Raw genomic sequence first — 19501 nt, 5'->3', positions numbered from 1 at the left:
GGCCGTTAGTCACCAAACATCTTTTGCTTGAGCTCACGGCGCTGCTGCGCTTCCAGCGACAAATTGGCGGTGGGACGCGCGATCAGCCGGCCCACACCGATCGGTTCACCGGTTTCGTCACAGTAGCCGTAGTCACCGGAATCGATGCGGGCGATCGACTGCTCGATCTTCTTCAGCAGCTTGCGTTCGCGGTCGCGGGTACGCAATTCAAGGGCATGCTCTTCTTCAATGGTGGCGCGGTCTGCCGGATCGGGCACGACAACGGTGTCTTCGCGCAGGTGTTCTGTGGTTTCACCGGCACTGTTGTGGATTTCCTGCTTGAGCACCGACAGCTTGTGGCGGAAAAATGCCATCTGCTTTTCGTTCATGTACTCGGAATCCGGCATAGCCTTGACTTCCTCGTCGGTCAACTGCTCTGCGGACTTGGTCTTCCAGTTGTTGGCAAGCTTGGGGTCTTTTTTGGCAGCCGCCTGAATGGGCGGCGCGATCACACGTTCGGTCATTATGGAGTAGCTGGCTTTGGCTGCGTCGGGCGCATGGGTTGGCACCATAGGTGCGGGCGGGGGTGATTGGGTCGCCGTCCGGGGGGAACTTCTTCGCCCCGGTTTCAGGGGCGGCGGGGCCCTCAGCACCGATTGCGGGGCAGGTGCCGGAGCAGGGGGAACAGGCATGGCCACAGGCGGTGCTTTCAGGGTGCCGGATACCTTGACGACGGTGTCGTCTTTGGCAACTGGCTTGGTGGGCGCTTTGGCAGCGGGCTTGGTAATCGATTTGGCCACGGGTTTGGAGGATTTGGCAGGCTTGGCGGCCACCTTGGTTTTGGCTAGCGGTTGGGCCACTACCTTTTTGCTGGCGACAGGGGCCGACTTTTTCGGGGACGACACCTTGGCGGACTTTTTGGCAACGGGCGAGGAAGCCGGCTTGGCTTTGGCAGCAGGTTTGACGGCTTTTTTCACGGCCCTGCCCACCGCCGTCGCTGCGGCCTTGGGCGCCGATTTGGCTTTCACCGCTGCTTTGGCAACTGCCTTGGCTGGCGCTTTGGACTTCTTCGCTGGGGCTTTCACAATATGTCTCCTCTCGGAAGCAGCCTTGGGAGAATCCCCGGACTGTCTCCTGGTCAAACTGCTGTCGGACAGTCCGGCCTTACCTTGTGCCGAACGACCCGTTGCCAGATCGCCCGGTTTGTCTGCCGCCTTGCCAGTTTGCACAGGAGCTACTTTAACGCTGCTTGCGGCCTGTTTTCTGCCTGGCTGGCCTCCCGATTCAGCTTTCCGGGTATTTTGGTCGGCGCGCGATTGTAGCGGCTCGCCGGCATGCTGTGACACCCTGAAACCAAATCGTTGGAGAATCGAGACAATCATGAATCCCTCCTGCTTTTTATAAGTTGCAGGAAAACAGCCTACCTCAAACCAGGCACTGCTCCAGGCCCTGCACGAAAATATCTTTGGGCAGATCGATTCCAATGAAGACCATCTTGCTGTTTTTCTGCTCGCCCTCAGCCCAGGCTGGACCCAGGTCACTGCCCATGAGTTGATGCACCCCCTGGAAAATCACCTTGCGGTCGGTCCCCTGCATATTGAGCACGCCCTTGTATCGCAACATGCGCGGGCCGTAGATATTCACGACGGCGCCCAGGAAGTCCTCCAGCTTGGCCGGGCTGAAGGCCTTGTCTGAACGGAACACAAAGCTTTTGACGTCGTCGTCATGGTGATGGTGGTGACCCTCGCCCCCTTCGTGTGCATGTGAGGGATGGTCGCAATGCTCGCCGTGCTCATGGTCGTGATGATCATGCGCCGCGTGCTCTTCGGCTGTGAGGAAGTCGGGATCGATATCGAGCTTGGCATTGAGATTGAAGCCGCGCAGGTCAAACACATCCGCAATCGCCACCTCTCCGAAATGCACGCTCTTCTGGGGCGCGCGGGGATTCATGTGCGTCAGGCGATGCATTAGCGCCTTCACCTCGCCTTCGGCCACGAGGTCGGACTTGCTGATGAATATCTGGTCGGCAAAACCAACCTGGCGGCGCGCTTCCTGGCGGTCATCGAGCTGGGCCTGGGCGTGCTTGGCATCGACCAGGGTCAGGATGGAATCCAGCAGGTACTGCTCGGCAATTTCTTCGTCCATGAAAAAGGTCTGGGCCACCGGCCCCGGGTCAGCCAGGCCGGTGGTTTCAATCACCACGCGATCAAAGTCGAGCAGCCCTTTGCGCTTCTTGGCGGCCAGCAACTGCAGCGTTTCGCGCAAATCCTCGCGGATCGAACAGCAAATGCAGCCGTTGTTCATCTGGATGATGTTTTCCCTGGTGTCATTGACCAGGATTTCGTTGTCGATGTTTTCCTCGCCGAACTCGTTCTCGATGACGGCGATTTTCTGCCCGTGCGCTTCGGTCAGCACACGCTTGAGCAAGGTGGTTTTGCCCGAGCCCAGGAAGCCGGTGAGGATGGTGACGGGGATCAAGCTCATGGTGTCTGCCTAAAAAACGGAGAAATGCAAAAAATGCGCAAAGCGGGAATAGAAACCAAGCTGGGGAGTTTAGCGGTCTGTTCAAGCCCCTGAAACGCTTCGGCCAATCCCACTTTGGCAGCAGTTACTTTACAGGCGGTGTCAAGCCTCCCCCGGGGCATTCGCGCGAGCCGGAATGCGGCTCCCTGCATTGCCAATTGCTACTATATTAGTAGCAAACTACGCTCCTGTCACATGGGCACATGGGAATAAGGGCACGAGGGCACGAGGGCAGCAAGCTGAATGATCCATTGCCGGACCGGTCAAACGGCCAGGCTAGGCTTTTTGACCAGCACCAGCCCCTTGAGGTATTCACCCTCCGGAAACGCCACCGTCATGGGGTGGTCGGGCGCGCCGCCCATGCGCTCGGAAATAAAGGCGTCCACACCCGCATCGGTGCCGGCCGAGGCGACGATCTTGTGAAACAGGTCTGCACTGATGCCACCGGAGCAGGAATAGGTGAACAGCACGCCACCAGGCTCCAGGATGGCCAGCGCCAGCCGGTTGATGTCTTTGTAAGCCCGCGCCGCGCGCTCGGCATGGGTCACCGTGGGCGCAAACTTGGGCGGGTCGAGCACGATGGCGTCAAAGGTTCGGCCTTCTTTCTGGTACTGGCGCAGCGAAGCGTTCACATCGGCATCCAGCATGGTGGTCCGGCTGGCCTCAAAACCGTTCAGGGCCACATTGGCCTTGGCACGGTCCAGGGCTGGCCCGGACGAGTCGATGGATGTCACATGCTTCGCGCCGCCCGCCAAAGCGGCCACGGTAAAACCGCCGGTATAGCAGTAGCAGTTGAGCACCCGCTCAAACTGCCGGCGCCGCGTGTACGCGGCAAACTTGTGCCGGCTGTCGCGCTGGTCGAGGTAAAAGCCGGTTTTGTGGCCCTGCGCCACATCCAGGCTCAGTTTCCAGTCATGTTCGGTGATGATGATTTCGGTGTCGCCCGGGGACGCTGATGGAGTCAGCCATCCCGTCGCCTCCGGCAGGCCTTCAAGCGAGCGCACGCTGGCATCTGATCGCTCATACAGGCGCGTCAGGCCGGTTTGCGCCAGCAGGGCATCCACAATCACGCTTTTCCAGCGCTCGGTACCGCAACTGGAGAACTGCGCCACCAGTGTGTCGGCATAACGGTCCACGACCAGACCGGGCAAGCCATCAGACTCCCCATGGACCAGGCGCCGGCCATCACTTTGAATGTCGAACAAGTCTCTGGCCTTGATGGCTTCAGCAATACGCGCTACAAAAAAAGAAGCGTCTATGCGCTGGTTTTCGTCAAAACTCCAGACCCGCGCCCGGATTTTGGAACTCGGACTGAAGGCAGCCCAGCCCAGGAACTGCCCGTCATGGCTTTCCACCCTGACTGTTTCACCAGCATCGCCGCCGCCTTTGGCGATGGCTCCGTCAAAAATCCACGGGTGGCGGCGCAGCAAAGACCGCTCTTTGCCTTCCTTCAGTCGAATTATTTTCATGACGCTATTGTCGCGGCTTGAAGGGGGAGCCCTGCGACCCACCGCGGCGGGCCGCAGGTCCGAAAACCACGCTGCACGCACTTTCTGCACTTTCCCCTCAATTCAGGGGATGTCGTTGTCGGGAAAATTTGCGACAATCGCCGGTTAATGATTTTTAATTACTTTTCAGAACAATTAAGGAATTGCAAGCCACTCCCGGGCTTCGCAAGCCGTCTTTTCACCCCGGCTGTTCGGGCCCGGCTGGCGGCTCTGGCATTGAGCCTGCTGGCGGGATCGCTGCTGGCGCTGACCTCCGTGGACGCGCACCCGCGCACCGTACTCGACCTGGACACGCAGACCCAGCCGGTTCCCCTGGCCGACTGGGGTGACTACTGGATAGACACCAGCGGCCGGTTCACGCCGGAACAAGTCTTCAATACCCCCGAGATTCCCTGGCGGCCGACAAACGGGGAGGCCATCTATCCGGTGACCAGCGACTCTCCCCTGTGGATCCGCTTCAACGTGCCGCCCGCACCGGACGCCGAGCGCTGGTACCTTGAAGTGCCCTACCCGTCCGTCAACCGCGCCTCGCTCTACACACTGGACAGCGCCGGCAAGTGGAACGAACAGCGGGCGGGCGATCTCGTGGCCGTGAACAAATGGCCGGTGCCGCACCGCCATCCGCTGCTGCCAATTGCCCTGTCTGCAGAAGTGCCCACCAAGTACCTGCTGCGCCTGGAAAACGGACACGCCCTGAGCGCCCCCCTGCGATTCATCAGCGAAGGACGCCTGAGCTACTCCGAGCAGCGCATCTCGCTGATCCTCGGCATCTTCTTCGGACTGACGGGTCTGGCTGCACTTGTCTCCCTGCTGAGCGCCATCTCGCTGCGTGACACGGCCTACGGCTTGTACGCACTGTGCGTCACGCTGATGGGCCTCACGCAAGCCACCCTGACCGGCATAGGCGGCCTGCACCTGTGGCCCCACTGGCCCTGGTGGAACGATGTGTCCACGTCGGTCCTGCCCATGCTGACGGCCTCGACCACGCTGCTTTTCATCTCGGCGACCGTGGCGCTGCCCGAGCGCTTGCCCCGGCTGCACTGGCTGATGGTCGGCCAGGCGGCGCTGGGCATGGCGGTCGCGGTGGTGCTGTCGCTGGTGCCAGCCGCATCGCGCATGGACTTGTTCATCCCTACTCTTTTGCTGCTGGAGTTCAGTGGCATGCTGGTCATGGCCTGGGCCTGGCGGCGTGGGGACCGGTTTGCGCCCTGGCTGATGCTCGCCTACCTGCCCGTGATTACTGCCGCCGGCTGGAGCGTGGCGCGCAATGCCGATCTGGTGCCCATAGGCTTTTTCACGCAGCACGGCATGCAGCTGGGCGTGGCCCTGCACCTGCCGATCGTCATGGTGCTGCTGATGTTGCGCAGCCAGCACCGACGCGAAAATACCCGCCGCATCCAGGGCCTGGACCGGGTCGACCCGGCGACCGGCCTGATCAATAACCATGTGTTTGGTGAAAGACTGATCCGCATGATTGCGCGCTCCGAGCGGCTGCAGCACCAGAGCGCCGTGATGCTGATTGACGTGATCAACGGCGCGCAGATTCAGGAAGATTTCGGACGCACGGCGGCCGATGAGCTGCCACTGCGCGTTGCCGAGCGGCTGCTGTCCGCCTCCCGCGAAATTGACAGCGCGGCGCGGCTTTCGGAGCAGCGCTTCGGCATGCTGGTGGAAGGCCCCATCAGCCCGGAAGACGCCGCCATTCTCGCCCAGCGCATCGTCGCGCGTTGCCTTATGCCCTACAAGGGGCTGCATGTGAACTGCGTGGCCCAGGTTCACGTGGCTTACGCCATCGTGCCTTCCCAGGGCTCGTACGCGCAGGGCCTGCTGACCCAGTTGCAGGAGCGGCTGGCCGCGGCGCCCGCGCAAAGCAAGCGTGCGGTTTTCCTGCTGGGTGAAACGCCGCCAGCGATGCCTGTGCGGCAAGCCTACAGCCGCAAAGTCGCCAAAGTCGCCTGACCTCGCAAGGGGGCAAATCACGGCAGGGGCGCGGGCAGTTCAGGGAGCTCGGGGGCTCATGGCTTGTCGGGCCCGCCCCCTCCCCTGGTTCACGGTTTGGACTTGACCTTCACCACCGCCGGGGCGGGAGCTGTTGCGGGCAGCGGGGCAGCCCGCGAAGCCACGCCGGCCGATGTGGCGCGCGGATGGGCGGCGTCATAGACCTTGGCCAGATGCTGGAAATCAAGCCGCGTGTAAACCTGCGTCGTCGTGATGTTGGCGTGGCCCAGCAACTCCTGCACCGCGCGCAAATCACCGCTGGACTGCAGCACATGGCTGGCAAACGAGTGGCGCAGCATGTGCGGATGCACGGGGGTTGCCAGCCCGGCCTTGAGCGAACGCCGCTTCAGGCGCAGGCGGATATGCTGTGGTGTCAGCCGCGCGCCGCGCCGGTTGATGAAAAGCGCCTCGCCGTCTGACCCCACGCCGGCGATGCCCTCGCCGGCCCAGTCGCTACGCAAGGCGAGCCAGCTGTTGAGCGCCTGCAGGGCCTGACGGCCGACCGGCACGCTGCGCCGCTTCGATCCCTTGCCCAACACATGGGCTTCAGCCGCCTCCATGTCGATCCAGCCCCGTGCCTGGCCGCTGGCCCGCACGTCCAGCCCCACCAGTTCGCCAATACGCAACCCGCAGCCGTACAGCAGCTCCGTGATGCACTGGTCTCGCGCTTCCAGGTGCGGATCGTCCTCATCATGGGACTGGTAACTGGCCAGCTGCACCGCCTCATCCACGCTCAAGGCCTTCGGCAGGGGCTTGGCGACTTTGGGCGAGCGCACATCCTGCACCGGGTTGGCCGCCACCAGGCCTTCACGGCCCAGCCAGGTATAAAAACCGCGCCAGCCCGACAAAATCAGCGCAATCCCGCGACCGCTGCGCCCCGCGCCATGCATCTGCGCGACCCAGCGCCGCATGTGGGTGTTGTGCACATCGGTCAGCGCGACACCGGCCTGGCGGACGTTGGCCTCCAGCTTTTGCAGGTCCAGCGCGTAGAGTTCCACGGTGCGCATCGCCAGGCGTTTTTCAACGCGCACATGCTCGAGGTAACGCTCCACCAGCGGATGCGACGCCACGGGCGCGGCCTCAGGCCTGGATTCAGGAACTCCGGACGCAATTGGCGGCGTCTGCGTCATGGGTTGTGTTCAGGCGGTGCTGGTCTGCTGCGCCCGCAAACGCGAGAGCGCGGCACCGGCCAGTTCGCCCAGGCGTTCCAGGAAGTCGGTGCCCATGCCGCTGTGAAAGCGCTCGGGATCGGGCGAGGCCAGCACCAGCAGGCCCGACGCCTGGGCGCCGGTAGCCGCGCGCAGCGGAATCAGGGCAATCGACAGCGCCATCGCAGGCTCGGGCAGCCAGTTGACGGATTCAAAACCGGAATTGACACCGCAGTAAGGCGTGGTCAATGAGGAGGCGAAGGTCTGGGCATCCTCGCTCACGCCAGTCGCAAAGCTTTCGTCCGAGAAAATGCCGTTCACGCCCCAGACCTTGATGGCGGCCTGCGGAATCTGGAACTCGGTGGTGATGCCTTCCACCATGGTGCCGGGCAGCTCGCGCGCCTGCGCCGTCTGCAGCAGCTTGCGGGTCCAGCGCTGCATCTTGTCGGCGATCAGCACATTGTCCTGGCCGTGGCGAATCATCTCGACCACCTTGGTCTCCAGGCCCTTGATCTTGTCGCGCAACATGCCAGCCTGGCGCTCCTGCAGGCTGACGGCACGGTTGCCGTGACCACTGGAGAGCTGCACCGATGCCAGCAGTTCCGCGTGACGCTCGAAAAAGTCGGGCGTGTTGGCCAGGAAATTGGCAATGTCGTCTTCGGTGATGGGATGTTCAGTTGGATTCATGTCGGCATTGTAGGGAAATAGCCGAGAAATAGGCCCCCACGGTCGTTCACTTCGTGTAACTCCCTGCCCCCCGAGGGGGCCGCCCGCCTGTGGCCCGGCAAAGCCGGTTCCACGGCTCAGACTGAAGCCCCCACAGTCATTCACTGCGTGTAACTCCTTGCCCCCGGGGGGGGCCGCCCGCCTGCGGCCCGGCAAAGCCGGTCCTGCGGCTCATGCTGGGTTGAAGAGTTCAGTGGACACACGAGTGGGGGCCGCGGAACCGGCTTTGCCAGACCGCAGGCGCCGCCCCCTAGAGGGGGGAACAAGCTACACGCAGTGAGCTTGGACGGGGGTGAGCCAATTTCTCCGCCCCCTGAGGGGGGAACAGGCTACACGCAGTGAGCCTGGACGGGGGTGGCTTTATAACTCGGGAACTTCAATCTCGGACTCGAACACCGTGGTGGCCGGGCCGGTCATCATGACCGGGGAATCCAGGCCGCCCGCCCATTCAATCGTCAGCTGGCCGCCGCGCGTCTGCACATCCACGCGCGCATCGAGCAGCCCCCAGCGTATGCCGGCCACGACCGCCGCACAGGCACCGGTGCCGCAGGCCAGGGTCTCGCCGGCGCCGCGCTCGTACACCCGAAGGCGGATGCGGCTGCGCGAGACGACCTGCATGAAGCCCGCATTGACGCGTTTGGGAAAGCGCACGTGACGCTCGATCAAGGGGCCGGTCTCCAGCACCGGCGCCGTATCCACGTCATCGACGAGCTGCACCGCGTGGGGATTGCCCATGGACAGTGCCGCTATAAAAACAGAAGCAGAAAGTGCCTTCTCTTCAAGGGCCAGAGGCCATTTTTCCCACGAACCAGAGGGCTGCGCCGTCAAGCCCGCGGCATCGAAGGGAATGCGCGCCAGCTCAAACACCGGCGCACCCATGTCCACCGTCACGCGGCCATCGGCCTGCATGCGCGGCTCGATCACGCCGCTCAGGGTTTTGACTTTTACGACGTCCTTGGTGGTGAGCCCCCGCTCGCGCACAAAACGCACAAAGCAGCGCGCGCCATTGCCGCACTGCTCGACTTCACCGCCATCGGCGTTGTGGATCACATATTCAAAATCAATGCCCTCCGCCGGGGAAGGCCGCACCGACAGGATCTGGTCGGCGCCAACACCGAAGTGCCGGTCGGCCAGAAAACGGTACTGTCCGGGCGACAGGTTCAGGCGCTCGCGGGTCTCGTCGAGCATCACAAAATCGTTGCCCGCACCCTGCATTTTTGTAAAACGGATTAGCATCGCCACATTATCCGCCGACGCTGCGCTTTGCCACCTCACCGCTTCACCGCTTTGCGGCGCCGTTCCTCGATCCATCAACCCGGCAGAAAGACAAGCATGCGCATTCCCGAATGGACTCCCAGCCTCAAGGCCCAGCCACAGGACCTGGTGGACGCCATCCTGGCGCGCCGGGGCGGTACCATGATCAACCTCGACAAGGCGCTGCTGTGGAGCGAGCCGTTGGCGCGGGCCTGGAATATCTATCTGGGTGCGGTGCGCACCGGGCTGCCGACCAGCCGCAAGCTCCGCGAACTGGGCATTTGCACCGTGGCACTGCTGACCGGTGCCGACTACGAATACCGTCACCATGCACCGGACTTCCTGGCCGCCGGCGGCAGCCAGTCCGAGCTGGACGCACTCCAGGCCCTGGTCAAAAACGATGCGCGCCAAACCACGGCGCACCCGGCGCTGGGTACAGTGGAGCAACTGGTGATCCAGTACGCCGCGCAGATGACGCTGGACGTCAAGGTCAGCGACCAGGTGTTCGCGGCACTGCGCGAGCATTTTGATAACACCGAACTGGTCGAACTGACCAGCGCGATTGCCACCTACAACATGGTGGCGCGTTTTCTGGTGGCGCTGGGCGTGTCGCCGGAGGAATGAGCCGGGTCACAGCGAGATACCAGGCCGCGCACACACTGAAAAGCGAAGGGCCCCTGGAGGGCAGAGAGCTACACCCAGCGACCGGGGGAGGTTCCCCACCCAGCAGGGGCCGCGGAACCGGCTTTGCCGGGCCGCAGGCGCAGCGGCCCCCTCGGGGGGCAGGGAGCTACACGCAGTGAGCGACCGTGGGGGCCAACCTAATCCGCTTTGATCCCATTCTCCTTGACAACCTTGGCCCAGATGTCGATCTGCTTGTCAATGAAGACACGGGCCGACTCCGGTGAGCCGCCGACGATGTCAATGCCTTGTGCACTGAGTTTTTTTGCAATCTCGGGGTTCTTCAAGGCCTTGTTCACTTCTTCATTCATGCGCTTGAGTACTTCGGGCGGCGTTTTGGCCGGCGCCACGATGGCCCACCAGGCCGGCGCATCAAACCCGGCAAAACCGCTTTCGGCCACGGTCGGTACATTGGGGAGATCAGGCGAGCGTTTGCTGGTCGTCACGGCCAGCGGGCGCAGGCGGCCGCTGTCAATGTGCGGTTTGGTCACAAACACCGAGCCAATGGACAAGGGCACATGGCCGGCCACCGCATCGGACATCAGCGGGCCGCCGCCCTTGTAGGGCACATGCTGCCAGTCGATGTTGCCGCTTTTGCTCAGCAGCGCCATCGCCAGGTGGCCGAGACTGCCCGAGCCGATGCTGCCGTAGTTCACATTCTTTTTGGCCTTGGCCGCTGCCACCACATCGCCAAAGGTCTTGTATTCGGACGCTGAAAAAGTCGCCAGCACCATGGCCGAGGTGCCAATCAGCGAGACCGGCGCCAGATCCTTGCGCGTGTCAAACGGCAAACCGGGAATCAGGCTGGGGTTGACGCCGTGGGTGTCGAACACCACCGCAAAGGTGTAACCATCCGCCGGGGCTGCGGCCACGGCCGCGGTACCGATGGAGCCCGACGCGCCGCCCTTGTTTTCCACAATGATGCTCTGGCCCAGTTGCTGCGACAGCGGCTGCGCCAGAATGCGCGCCACCTGATCGACCGAGCCGCCGGGCGGAAACACCGCCACGAACTTGATGGGCTGCCGGGACGGCCAGGCTTGCCCTGCGCCAGCCGGGGTGGTCTGCGCAAAGGCGCTGAGGCTGCAGGCACACAGCATGGTGGCGGCCAGCGCCAGTGCGGTCCTGAAAATGGGATGCGTCATGGTTGAAGCCTGCAAATTGAATGGGTGCCAGTATCGGCATCGCCCCGCCGCCGCGCCATTGCGGTTAACACTTAGCACGCTACCAATTCGAATTCCAATTTCAATTCCAATTGTCGAACGCCGCTGGCCGGACCCTATGTAAGCTGGCGGGACAGCGCCGCCCTCTCTTTCACTGCAAAATCAGGCCATGACCAGACCCTCCCAACTCCTTTACCCCCAGCGGGACCCCGTCCCCACCCGCCCGGCGGCCACGGTGCTGTTGCTGCGCGACACAGCGCAGGGCCTGGAAGTGCTGATGACACGGCGCTCGATGACCGCCAGCTTTGCCCCCGGCGCCTATGTGTTTCCGGGCGGCGGCATTGATGCGGCGGATGCCCAGGCGCATGGCCAGTCCACGCGGCGGCCCGGCCAGAGTGACCTGCACCTGACGCAGGCGATTGCCGCCATCCGGGAGAGCTTTGAAGAACTGGGCGTGCTGCTGGCGCGCCATGCCGACGGCCGCTACGCCAGCACGGCCGACATCGCGGCGCTGGACCGCAAGGCCCCGTTTGCCGCCCAGTGCGGCCAGCGCGGTCTCACGCTGGCCGGTGACCAGGTGTTTGTGCTGGCCCACTGGGTGACCGACCGCGATTTGCCGCGCCGCTTCGATGTGCCCTTTCTGGTGGCGCGCATGCCGGAGGGCCAGAGCCCGGTGGCAGACGAAACCGAGCAGTTCGAACCGGTCTGGGTGCGCCCCGCCGAGGCACTGGCCCGGCACCATGCCGGCGGCTTCTTCATGATCTTCCCGACCCTGCGCACGCTGGAAAGGCTGCAGCATTACCCCGATGTCGATGCGGTGCTCCAGGCCTGCGCGCTGGAGACGCCGCTGTGGACATCCTGCCCGCGCGCCGGCTTGCTGGCCGGCAAGGAGGCGCGGTACATGGAACACGAAGCGCCCTATGGCGAGCTGGCGCTCACCTCTCCCGACGGGCAGATCGTACACATGCTGGACTGGCAAACCGCGCAGCCCGTGATGCTGTTGAGAAACCTGATGCGCCTGACCGCACCCAACCCCGGCGTGATGACCGGCCCGGGCACCAACAGCTACCTCGTCGGCGAGCCCGCCACTGGCTACATCGCGATTGATCCGGGACCGGCCGATGCGGATCACCTGGACCGGCTGTACCGGGCGGCCGGCGGCGACATCCGCATGATTGTGTGCACCCATTCGCACCCCGACCACTCCCCGGGCGCGAAACCCCTGCAAGCCCTGTGCAACACCCGGCCCGCCATCCTCGGCTTGCCCTCCGAGCCCACCGCGCGCGCCCACAGCGCGTTCACGCCGGACCGGGCGCTGGAGCATCAGGAGTTGCTCGCGCTGGTGGCGCCTGGGCCCGAGGGCGACATAACGCATACCCTGAAAGTGCTGCACACCCCCGGCCATGCCGCCAACCATGTGTGCCTCGTGCTGCTGGAAGACGGCATCCTGTTCAGCGGAGACCACATCCTGAACGGCAGCACCACGGTGGTGGACCCGCCGGACGGCAACATGAGCGCCTATCTCGACTCCCTGGATTTGCTGAGCAGCGCCTGCGATCAGCACCAGATTGAATTCATCGCCCCGGCCCACGGTTATGTGCTGGGGCACGCAAAAGCCGCCATTGCCCAGCTCAAGGCGCACCGCCTCAAGCGCGAGGCCAAGATCATCGGCGTGATGCAGGCGCAGCCCGAGGGAACCCTGGACGACTGGGTCGCCCAGGCCTACGACGACGTCGATGCACGTATCTGGCCGGTGGCCAAGCGCTCCCTGCTGGCGCATATCGAGCGGGTGCGCGAACTGGGGCTGGCTGGCCCGCTTTAACACCCTTTACAACCAGGTCCAGGCCGCACCACCCAGGTAGGCCTTGACCAGCAGCGAGCCATCGGCGACTGCGCCGCACCCCGCGCCACCACACGCCCCGCCTCCTGCACATAGGCACGGTCGGCCAGCGACAGGTCCAGCGCGGCCATCTGGTCAACCATCAGCGCGGCCATGGACCCTAGCGCAGGGCGTCCAGCGCGGCAAACAGCTCTTCCATGACCTTGGGTGCCAGGCCCAGCAAAGGTTCGTCCGACAGCAACACCACCGGCTGGCTCATCAGGCCGCGCGCCACGGTCAGCGATCTGCTGCTCGCCGCCCAAGAGCAGGCCGGTGAATGAACGTCGAAACAAGGACCTGGCGTTTCTCCTGAAAAAGAAAGGGCTCGATCGAAAAAACTCCCTTCGCCAACGCAAGCGTCGTACCACGTCGTCAAAATGGTCAACACCCATCCGGTCGATTTTAGGTACAATTTATTGTTAATATTGTTGACAATTTATAAGCCATCTTGACACAAAAACTGCTCAAGCCAGTCCATTGATTCACCCTTCCCGGCACCTCATGCGTCCGCACCAAAACCAGACAGCCAGGCATACCATCCATGCAACAGCCCGCACCCAGCCGCATGAGAGCCTGGACTCCTGCCTCAGGGGCCTGTCCCGATGAGCCCGGCATCCGCCAGCGACATGGCGACCCGCCTGCTTCCCGGACACGGTCTGTTCGACTTCCAGGGCATCCATCACCGGCCGGACTACCACTGGCCGCAGGGGCGGCGCCTCGCGGTCTATCTGGGCTTTAATCTGGAGCATTTCGCATTTGGCGAGGGCCTGGGCGCCAACCTGGGCCCGGCCTCGCCGCAGCCCGACGTGCTGAACTACGCCTGGCGCGAGTACGGGAACCGGGTGGGCGCGTGGCGCTGCCTGGAGCTGTTTGACGCGCTGGGCCTGCCGACCGGCACGCTCATCAACACCGCGCTGTACGACCACTGCCCCGAACTGGTCGCCGCATTCGCGGCCCGCGGCGATGAACTCATTGGCCACGGCCACACCAATGCCGAGCGCCAGGCCGACATGGCCGAGCCGCAGGAGCGTGAATTGCTCGCGGCGTGCAGGGCGCGCATCGCCCAGTGCAGTGGTACGGCGCCTGCCGGCTGGCTGTCGCCCTGGATCTCCGAAAGCCGGGCAACACCGCACCTGCTGGCGCAAACCGGCTACCGCTACACCCTGAACTGGTGCCACGACGACCAGCCGGTGCCCCTGCGCACACGCGGCGGGCCGCTGTGGTCCATTCCCTACCCGCAGGAGCTCAATGACATTCCGATGATCATCGCGCGCCAGATGGACGGCAAGGATTTCGCGCAGATGGTGATCGACAACGTGGATGAAATGCTGGAGCAATCCAGCCGCCAGCCGCTGGTGATGGGCATCGCCCTGCACCCCTACATCGTTGGCCAGCCCTACCGCCTGCGCCATCTGCGCGGGGCGCTGGAACATCTGGCGCGCCTGCGCGATGAGGGCCGCATCTGGTTCACCACGCCCGGCGCCATCTGCGCCCACATGAACGAAGTTTTCCCCGGAGCAGACGCATGAGTACCGCCAGAAAACGCGCGCCCGTGCCCGCCACCGGCATGCCAGCTGGCGCCTCCGTCCCCCTGCTGCCCGGCCTGTCGGAAACGGAAAGCCGCATCTACCACTCGGTGTTTGAGAGTGTGATGAACCAGCGCATCGCGCCGGGCACCAAGCTGCCGGAGCAGGCGCTGTGCGAGCTGTTCTCGGTGAACCGCGCCACGGTGCGCAAGGTGTTGCAGCGGCTGGCGCATGATCACATCGTCGACCTGCGCCCGAACCGCGGCGCGGTGGTGGCCGCGCCCACGCCCGAAGAAACGCGCCAGATCTTCCAGGCGCGGCGCCTGCTCGAGGCCGCCATCGTGCCGCTGGTGGCACAGCGCGTCACCAAGGCCGAGATTTTGCTGTTGCGCAAACAGTTGCGCGACGAGCATGCAGCATTGCACCGCGCGGACCAGCCGGCCTGGGCGCGCCTGGCAAGCGCCTTCCACCTGCGGCTGGCCGAACTGTCGGGCAACGCGGTGCTGCACGGCTACCTGCATGAACTGGTGTCCCGCTGCTCGCTGATCGTCGCGTTGTACGAGCCGCCCGGCAACGCCGCCTGCGAGCATGACGAACACGCGCGCATCGTGGACTACCTGGAAAACGGGGAACCCGCCAAGGCGGTGCGCGTCATGAACGAGCACCTGCTCGACCTGGAACGCCGCATCTGCCTGGACAAACCCCAGGCCGAAAAAAACCTGGCCCAGATGCTGGGACTGGCCTGACATGCTGCGCTTCACGCTGGCGGCCCTGCCACTATACCGCCCGCTAAACCACCCGCCGCACCGCCCGGTGCGCGGCCCGGACCCATCCGCCATCGCAAGCCAACCGACAAAGAACTGACCATGGACATTGATTTCTCAGCCATCACCGAATACCAGCGCTACAAGCTCATGGCCAGCCTGATCGTGCCGCGGCCGATTGCGCTGATCACCACACTCAGCGAGGACGGCGTCGTCAATGCAGCGCCCTTCAGCATGTTCAACATGCTCGGTGAAGAGCCGCCCATCGTGATGGTCAGCATCAACCGGCTGCAGGACGGCCAGCTCAAGCACACGGCGGCCAACATCGTGCGCACCGGCGAGTTCGTCGTGCACCTGACCGATGAAGCCATGGCCGGGCAGATGCACCGCTGCGGCGAGCGCTTTCCGGCCGATGTCAGCGAGCTGGCCGAGGTGGGCCTCAGCACGGCGCCCTCACGGCATGTGAAGCCGCCGCGCATCGCGGAGGCGCCCGCGGCCTTTGAGTGCACGCTGTACGAGCTGCTGGAGACGCCCAGCCGGCAGATCTTCATCGGACAGGTGCACTGGCTGCATGCCCGCGACGGACTCATTGACACCGATCTGTGGCGCGTCCGCTTGCAAAACTACTTTCCGGTGGCGCGCTTTGGTGCCAGCTTCTACATCAACACACGGGAACGCTTCTCGCTGGAAGCCGCCAGTGCACAGGCCCAGCCCGCGCTGTTCACCAGCATTGACGAGATCTGACAGCGCGAGACCTGGCAGCGGACCTGACAGCGGGGGGTGCCGCAAGGCGCAGGGGGTAAACCCGGGGGATGGCCGGTTTATACTTTTTTGACCTGGCCTGCAGGCCCCATCAACTCAACCCAACGAGGTCTTCATGCCTTTCATCACGACACGATATTTCCTGCAAACTGCCGGCACCCTGCTGGCCAGCCTGGTGCTGGTGGCCTGCGGCAAGCAGGAGCCGCCGGCACCGACAGCCACCGCGCCAGCACCCGCCGCCTCGGCTCCGGCACCGGCAGCCCGGGCCTATGTAGTCGGCACCGATGCCGCCTATGCCCCTTTCGAATCACAGAACGAAAAAGGCGAGATCGTTGGTTTTGATATCGACGTGGTCAAGGCAGTGGCGCAAAAAGCCGGCATCGAGGTGAAATTTGTGAACACGCCCTGGGAAGGCATCTTCAACTCGCTGAACCAGGGCGATCGCGACTTGCTGGTTTCGGCGATCACGATCACCCCCGAGCGCAAGCAGACCATGGATTTTTCGTCACCTTACTTTGACGCGCAACAACTGATTGCGGTGAAGAAAGACTCCAAAATCGCCGACTTCAGCCACCTGAAAAAACTCAAGGTGGGCGTGCAAAACGGCACCACCGGCGACGAGGTGGTCACCAAGCTGCAAGGCAAGGGAAGCGCCAACATCAAACGTTTCGAGTCCACCCCCCTGGCCCTGAAAGAGCTGGAAGCCGGCGGCGTGGACGCCGTAGTGGCTGATAACGGCGTGGTGGTGCACTACGTCAACAACAACCAGGGCGTCAAGTTCAAGACCATTAGCGACGCCAGCTTCGCGGCCGAACAATACGGTCTGGCAGTGAAAAAAGGCAACGCCGACTTGCTGGAAAAACTCAACAAGGGCCTGGCCGACATCAAGACCGACGGCACCTACAACAAGATTTACACCCAGTATTTTGGCGCGGCACCGGCTGTTGCTGCTGCTGCGGCCCCTGCACCCGCAGCGTCGAAATAAGCGAACCGCAAGCAGAACGGGCCCCGTTCGCTTCGGCGTACGGGGCCCGTTTTTTTATAAGTGTGAAGCCCGCCGATAAGCCGGATTCTGTGCGCCGGATTTGCCTTGCGGCAAACCCGGTGTGACCGCCATTAATCTGGGCCGGGGGTCGCCCACCCGGCTCGGTGCTACCTACCCGCCAGCTCTGCGGAGCTACATCAACGCTGGCCTACTTGGTATTGCTGCGCGTAGAGATTGCCCGTTTCACCCGCTTTTGAGTTACCCAAAAACGACTCGTCTCTGTTGCTCTGATCCTCACCTCACGGTGGAGAGGTATTACCTCCTACGCTGTCCTGTGCAGTCCGGACGTTCCTCCAGTGCCTGGTTTCCCAGATTGCACCAGCGGCGGTCTGGCAGGCTTCACGGGACCTATTATCCGTTATCCGCCAGCGCGGCGTATGACGGGGACCCTTTAAAATAGGGGCTGCTTGATCAACACGAGCCCCTGATGATTCGCCTGACTGAACTCAAACTTCCGCTGGACCACGCGGAAGACGCCCTGCCTGCCCTGATCGCCCGTACGCTGGGCATCGCCGCCCCCGATATCGCGGCTGTCCAGGTCCACAAGCGCAGCTTTGACGCCCGCAAGGCGGAGCTGCTGCAGGTGTACATCGTCGATGTGGAGTTGGCCCCCACGCTCGGCACTGACGTGTCCTCGCTGCCCCCCGAGGGGGCCCTCCCGGCTAGGGGCGGCCCGTCGCCGGTCGAGGCTGCTCTGCTTGCGAAGTTTGCCGGCAACCCGCACATCCTGCCCTCACCCGACATGGCCTACCACCCGGTGGGAACGGCACCGGAAGGCCTGCCGCTGCGCCCGGTGGTGATCGGCTTTGGCCCGTGCGGCATCTTTGCGGCCCTGCTGCTGGCGCAGATGGGCTTCAAGCCCATCGTGCTCGAACGCGGCAAAACCGTGCGCCAGCGCACCAAGGACACCTGGGGCCTGTGGCGCAAGAACGTGCTGAATCCGGAGTCCAACGTGCAATTTGGCGAAGGCGGCGCGGGTACGTTTTCCGACGGCAAGCTTTACAGCCAGATCAAGGACCCGCGGCACCTCGGCCGCAAGGTCATGAACGAATTTGTCAAGGCCGGGGCGCCTGCCGACATCCTCTACGAAGCCCATCCCCACATTGGCACCTTCAAACTGGTCAAGGTGGTGGAAAACATGCGCGAGCAGATCATCGCGCTGGGCGGCGAAATACGCTTTGAGCAGCGGGTAACGGACGTGCTGATCGAGGCCGGCCCCGGCGGCAAGCACATCCGCGGCCTCACGGTGCAGAACCAGGCCACGGGCGAAAGCCACGAGCTGCGCGCCGACCACGTCGTGATGGCGCTGGGCCACAGCTCGCGCGACACCTTTGCCATGCTGCACGCCCGCGGCGTGTACATCGAGGCCAAACCCTTTTCCATCGGCTTTCGCGTGGAGCACCCTCAGGGCATCATCGACCGCGCACGCTGGGGCCGGCATGCCGGCCACCCTGCTCTGGGCGCGGCCGAATACAAGCTGGTGCACCACGCCAGCAATGGCCGCTCGGTCTACAGCTTTTGCATGTGCCCGGGCGGCACGGTGGTGGCCGCCACCTCGGAGCCCGGACGCGTAGTGACCAACGGCATGAGCCAGTATTCGCGCAACGAGCGCAATGCCAACGCCGGCATCGTGGTGGGCATAGACCCGCGCGATTACCCGGGCGATGCGCTGGCCGGCATCGACCTGCAGCGCCGGCTGGAGTCGCATGCCTATGTGCTGGGCGGCAGCAATTACCAGGCGCCGGCCCAGCTGGTCGGCGACTTTGTGGCGGGCCGACCATCCACCGCGCTGGGCAGCATCATGCCCTCGTACAAGCCCGGCGTGACCGTCGGTGATCTGTCGTCAGCCTTGCCCGGCTACGCGATTGAAGCCATGCGCGAAGCCTTTCCCGCCTTTGGCCGCAAGATCAAGGGCTTTGACACGCATGACGCCGTGCTGACCGGCGTGGAGACGCGCACCTCCTCACCGATCAAGATCAGCCGCGGCGAAGACCTGCAAAGCCTCAATGTGCGCGGCCTCTACCCTGCCGGTGAGGGCGCCAGTTACGCCGGCGGCATCCTGTCGGCGGGCGTGGATGGCATCAAGGTGGCCGAGGCCGTGGCGCGCAACCTCCTGAGCGCCTGATCAGCAGGCTGCCCGCCTGGGCTACAACCCGGTCGCCCGGCACGGCACGGCGCGAGCGATGATGGTGCGCTGATTTCAGACGGGCCCTCCTGCTTCGTCAATACGCGATAGGCGGGCATCGCGCGCGCAAAACATAGTCGCCGGGATACACAGGGCCTTTCCAGCTGGCCCCGAATTTGCTCTGCCCTCTCCGTCAACATAGAATACCTGTATAGACAGCATATCACGCCCAGAGCGGGGTGTAATTTCACCATTTTCAGGGGAAAAATCCCAAATACAGTGCATTTTTCGGACTCGCTCATGGCGATTCACCTAGAGTTAGGGTTTACCTGTATATACAGGTTGTTCCATGTTGGCAAAATTCTCCCTGCCCGGACTTTGCTGTGCAGGGATCTTGGGATCAACCGATTTTCTGAATCAAAC

Annotated in this window: 16 protein-coding genes and 1 other RNA gene; 8 read left to right on the top strand and 9 right to left on the bottom strand. The window is 63.6% G+C overall.

The window, feature by feature from the left end:
* Window positions 1-5: 5 nt before the first annotated feature.
* The 3 genes from dksA to AC1DS5_RS22905 all read right to left on the bottom strand — a co-directional run bounded on the left by dksA (window position 6) and on the right by AC1DS5_RS22905 (window position 3971).
* Window positions 6-812, bottom strand: coding sequence for an RNA polymerase-binding protein DksA (dksA, locus tag AC1DS5_RS22915; protein WP_477720597.1), 807 nt, complete (start codon window positions 810-812; stop codon window positions 6-8).
* Window positions 813-1404: 592 nt separating this feature from the next.
* Window positions 1405-2463, bottom strand: coding sequence for a CobW family GTP-binding protein (locus tag AC1DS5_RS22910; RefSeq protein WP_477720556.1), 1059 nt, complete (start codon window positions 2461-2463; stop codon window positions 1405-1407).
* Window positions 2464-2765: 302 nt separating this feature from the next.
* A complete protein-coding gene (locus AC1DS5_RS22905; RefSeq protein ID WP_477720555.1) occupies window positions 2766-3971 on the bottom strand; it encodes a class I SAM-dependent rRNA methyltransferase in 1206 nt (401 codons plus the stop codon).
* Window positions 3972-4226: 255 nt separating this feature from the next.
* Here AC1DS5_RS22905 and AC1DS5_RS22900 point away from each other — a divergent pair, with 255 nt between their 5' ends.
* Window positions 4227-5969 carry a sensor domain-containing diguanylate cyclase gene (locus AC1DS5_RS22900; RefSeq protein ID WP_477720554.1) on the top strand — a complete coding sequence of 581 codons (1743 nt, stop codon included), beginning with the start codon at window positions 4227-4229 and terminating at the stop codon, window positions 5967-5969.
* 89 nt (window positions 5970-6058) lie between these two features.
* Here AC1DS5_RS22900 and AC1DS5_RS22895 read toward each other — a convergent pair whose 3' ends face one another.
* From AC1DS5_RS22895 to dapF, 3 genes are all read right to left on the bottom strand, one after another.
* Complete coding sequence (locus AC1DS5_RS22895; RefSeq protein WP_477720553.1) at window positions 6059-7138, bottom strand: tyrosine recombinase XerC; 1080 nt, start codon at window positions 7136-7138, stop codon at window positions 6059-6061.
* A gap of 9 nt (window positions 7139-7147) precedes the next feature.
* The gene (locus AC1DS5_RS22890) at window positions 7148-7843 is read right to left on the bottom strand and encodes a DUF484 family protein (protein ID WP_477720552.1); all 696 of its coding nucleotides are present in this window, start codon (window positions 7841-7843) and stop codon (window positions 7148-7150) included.
* 399 nt (window positions 7844-8242) lie between these two features.
* Window positions 8243-9118: a diaminopimelate epimerase gene (gene dapF / locus AC1DS5_RS22885; RefSeq protein WP_477720551.1), complete on the bottom strand. Its 876-nt coding sequence runs from the start codon at window positions 9116-9118 to the stop codon at window positions 8243-8245.
* 96 nt (window positions 9119-9214) lie between these two features.
* On the opposite strand from dapF, the gene AC1DS5_RS22880 reads away from it, so the two are divergent.
* Window positions 9215-9760 carry a carboxymuconolactone decarboxylase family protein gene (locus AC1DS5_RS22880; protein ID WP_477720550.1) on the top strand — a complete coding sequence of 182 codons (546 nt, stop codon included), beginning with the start codon at window positions 9215-9217 and terminating at the stop codon, window positions 9758-9760.
* A gap of 197 nt (window positions 9761-9957) precedes the next feature.
* On the opposite strand, the gene AC1DS5_RS22875 is transcribed toward AC1DS5_RS22880, so the two are convergent.
* A complete protein-coding gene (locus AC1DS5_RS22875) occupies window positions 9958-10959 on the bottom strand; it encodes a tripartite tricarboxylate transporter substrate binding protein (RefSeq protein WP_477720549.1) in 1002 nt (333 codons plus the stop codon).
* 187 nt (window positions 10960-11146) lie between these two features.
* Between AC1DS5_RS22875 and AC1DS5_RS22870 the strand changes: the two genes are divergently transcribed.
* Window positions 11147-12799 carry an MBL fold metallo-hydrolase gene (locus AC1DS5_RS22870; RefSeq protein WP_477720548.1) on the top strand — a complete coding sequence of 551 codons (1653 nt, stop codon included), beginning with the start codon at window positions 11147-11149 and terminating at the stop codon, window positions 12797-12799.
* Here AC1DS5_RS22870 and AC1DS5_RS22865 read toward each other — a convergent pair.
* The gene (locus AC1DS5_RS22865; protein WP_477720547.1) at window positions 12796-12972 is read right to left on the bottom strand and encodes a hypothetical protein; all 177 of its coding nucleotides are present in this window, start codon (window positions 12970-12972) and stop codon (window positions 12796-12798) included. The two genes, AC1DS5_RS22870 and AC1DS5_RS22865, sit on opposite strands and share 4 nt — an antisense overlap.
* Before the next feature lie 486 nt (window positions 12973-13458).
* On the opposite strand from AC1DS5_RS22865, the gene AC1DS5_RS22860 reads away from it, so the two are divergent.
* The 4 genes from AC1DS5_RS22860 to AC1DS5_RS22845 all read left to right on the top strand — a co-directional run bounded on the left by AC1DS5_RS22860 (window position 13459) and on the right by AC1DS5_RS22845 (window position 16893).
* Window positions 13459-14385: a polysaccharide deacetylase family protein gene (locus AC1DS5_RS22860; RefSeq protein ID WP_477720546.1), complete on the top strand. Its 927-nt coding sequence runs from the start codon at window positions 13459-13461 to the stop codon at window positions 14383-14385.
* Window positions 14382-15128, top strand: coding sequence for a GntR family transcriptional regulator (locus AC1DS5_RS22855; RefSeq protein ID WP_477720545.1), 747 nt, complete (start codon window positions 14382-14384; stop codon window positions 15126-15128). Before AC1DS5_RS22860 ends, AC1DS5_RS22855 begins: the two co-directional genes overlap by 4 nt.
* Before the next feature lie 120 nt (window positions 15129-15248).
* On the top strand, window positions 15249-15890 hold the full coding sequence (locus AC1DS5_RS22850) for a flavin reductase family protein (protein WP_477720544.1): 642 nt from the start codon (window positions 15249-15251) through the stop codon (window positions 15888-15890).
* Window positions 15891-16023: 133 nt separating this feature from the next.
* The gene (locus tag AC1DS5_RS22845) at window positions 16024-16893 is read left to right on the top strand and encodes a basic amino acid ABC transporter substrate-binding protein (RefSeq protein WP_477720543.1); all 870 of its coding nucleotides are present in this window, start codon (window positions 16024-16026) and stop codon (window positions 16891-16893) included.
* A 60-nt stretch (window positions 16894-16953) separates the two neighbouring features.
* Here the strand turns inward: AC1DS5_RS22845 and rnpB are convergent.
* Window positions 16954-17294: RNase P RNA component class A (gene rnpB, locus AC1DS5_RS22840), an RNA gene on the bottom strand.
* 86 nt (window positions 17295-17380) lie between these two features.
* Here rnpB and AC1DS5_RS22835 point away from each other — a divergent pair.
* Window positions 17381-19078, top strand: a complete 1698-nt coding sequence (locus AC1DS5_RS22835) for an NAD(P)/FAD-dependent oxidoreductase (protein ID WP_477720542.1) — start codon at window positions 17381-17383, stop codon at window positions 19076-19078.
* The last annotated feature ends 423 nt before the right edge of the window (window positions 19079-19501 follow it).

This window comes from Polaromonas sp. P4_H1, assembly GCF_056400945.1.
Note: the sequence above shows the minus strand (reverse complement) of the source record. Positions and strands in the feature narration are given on the sequence as shown.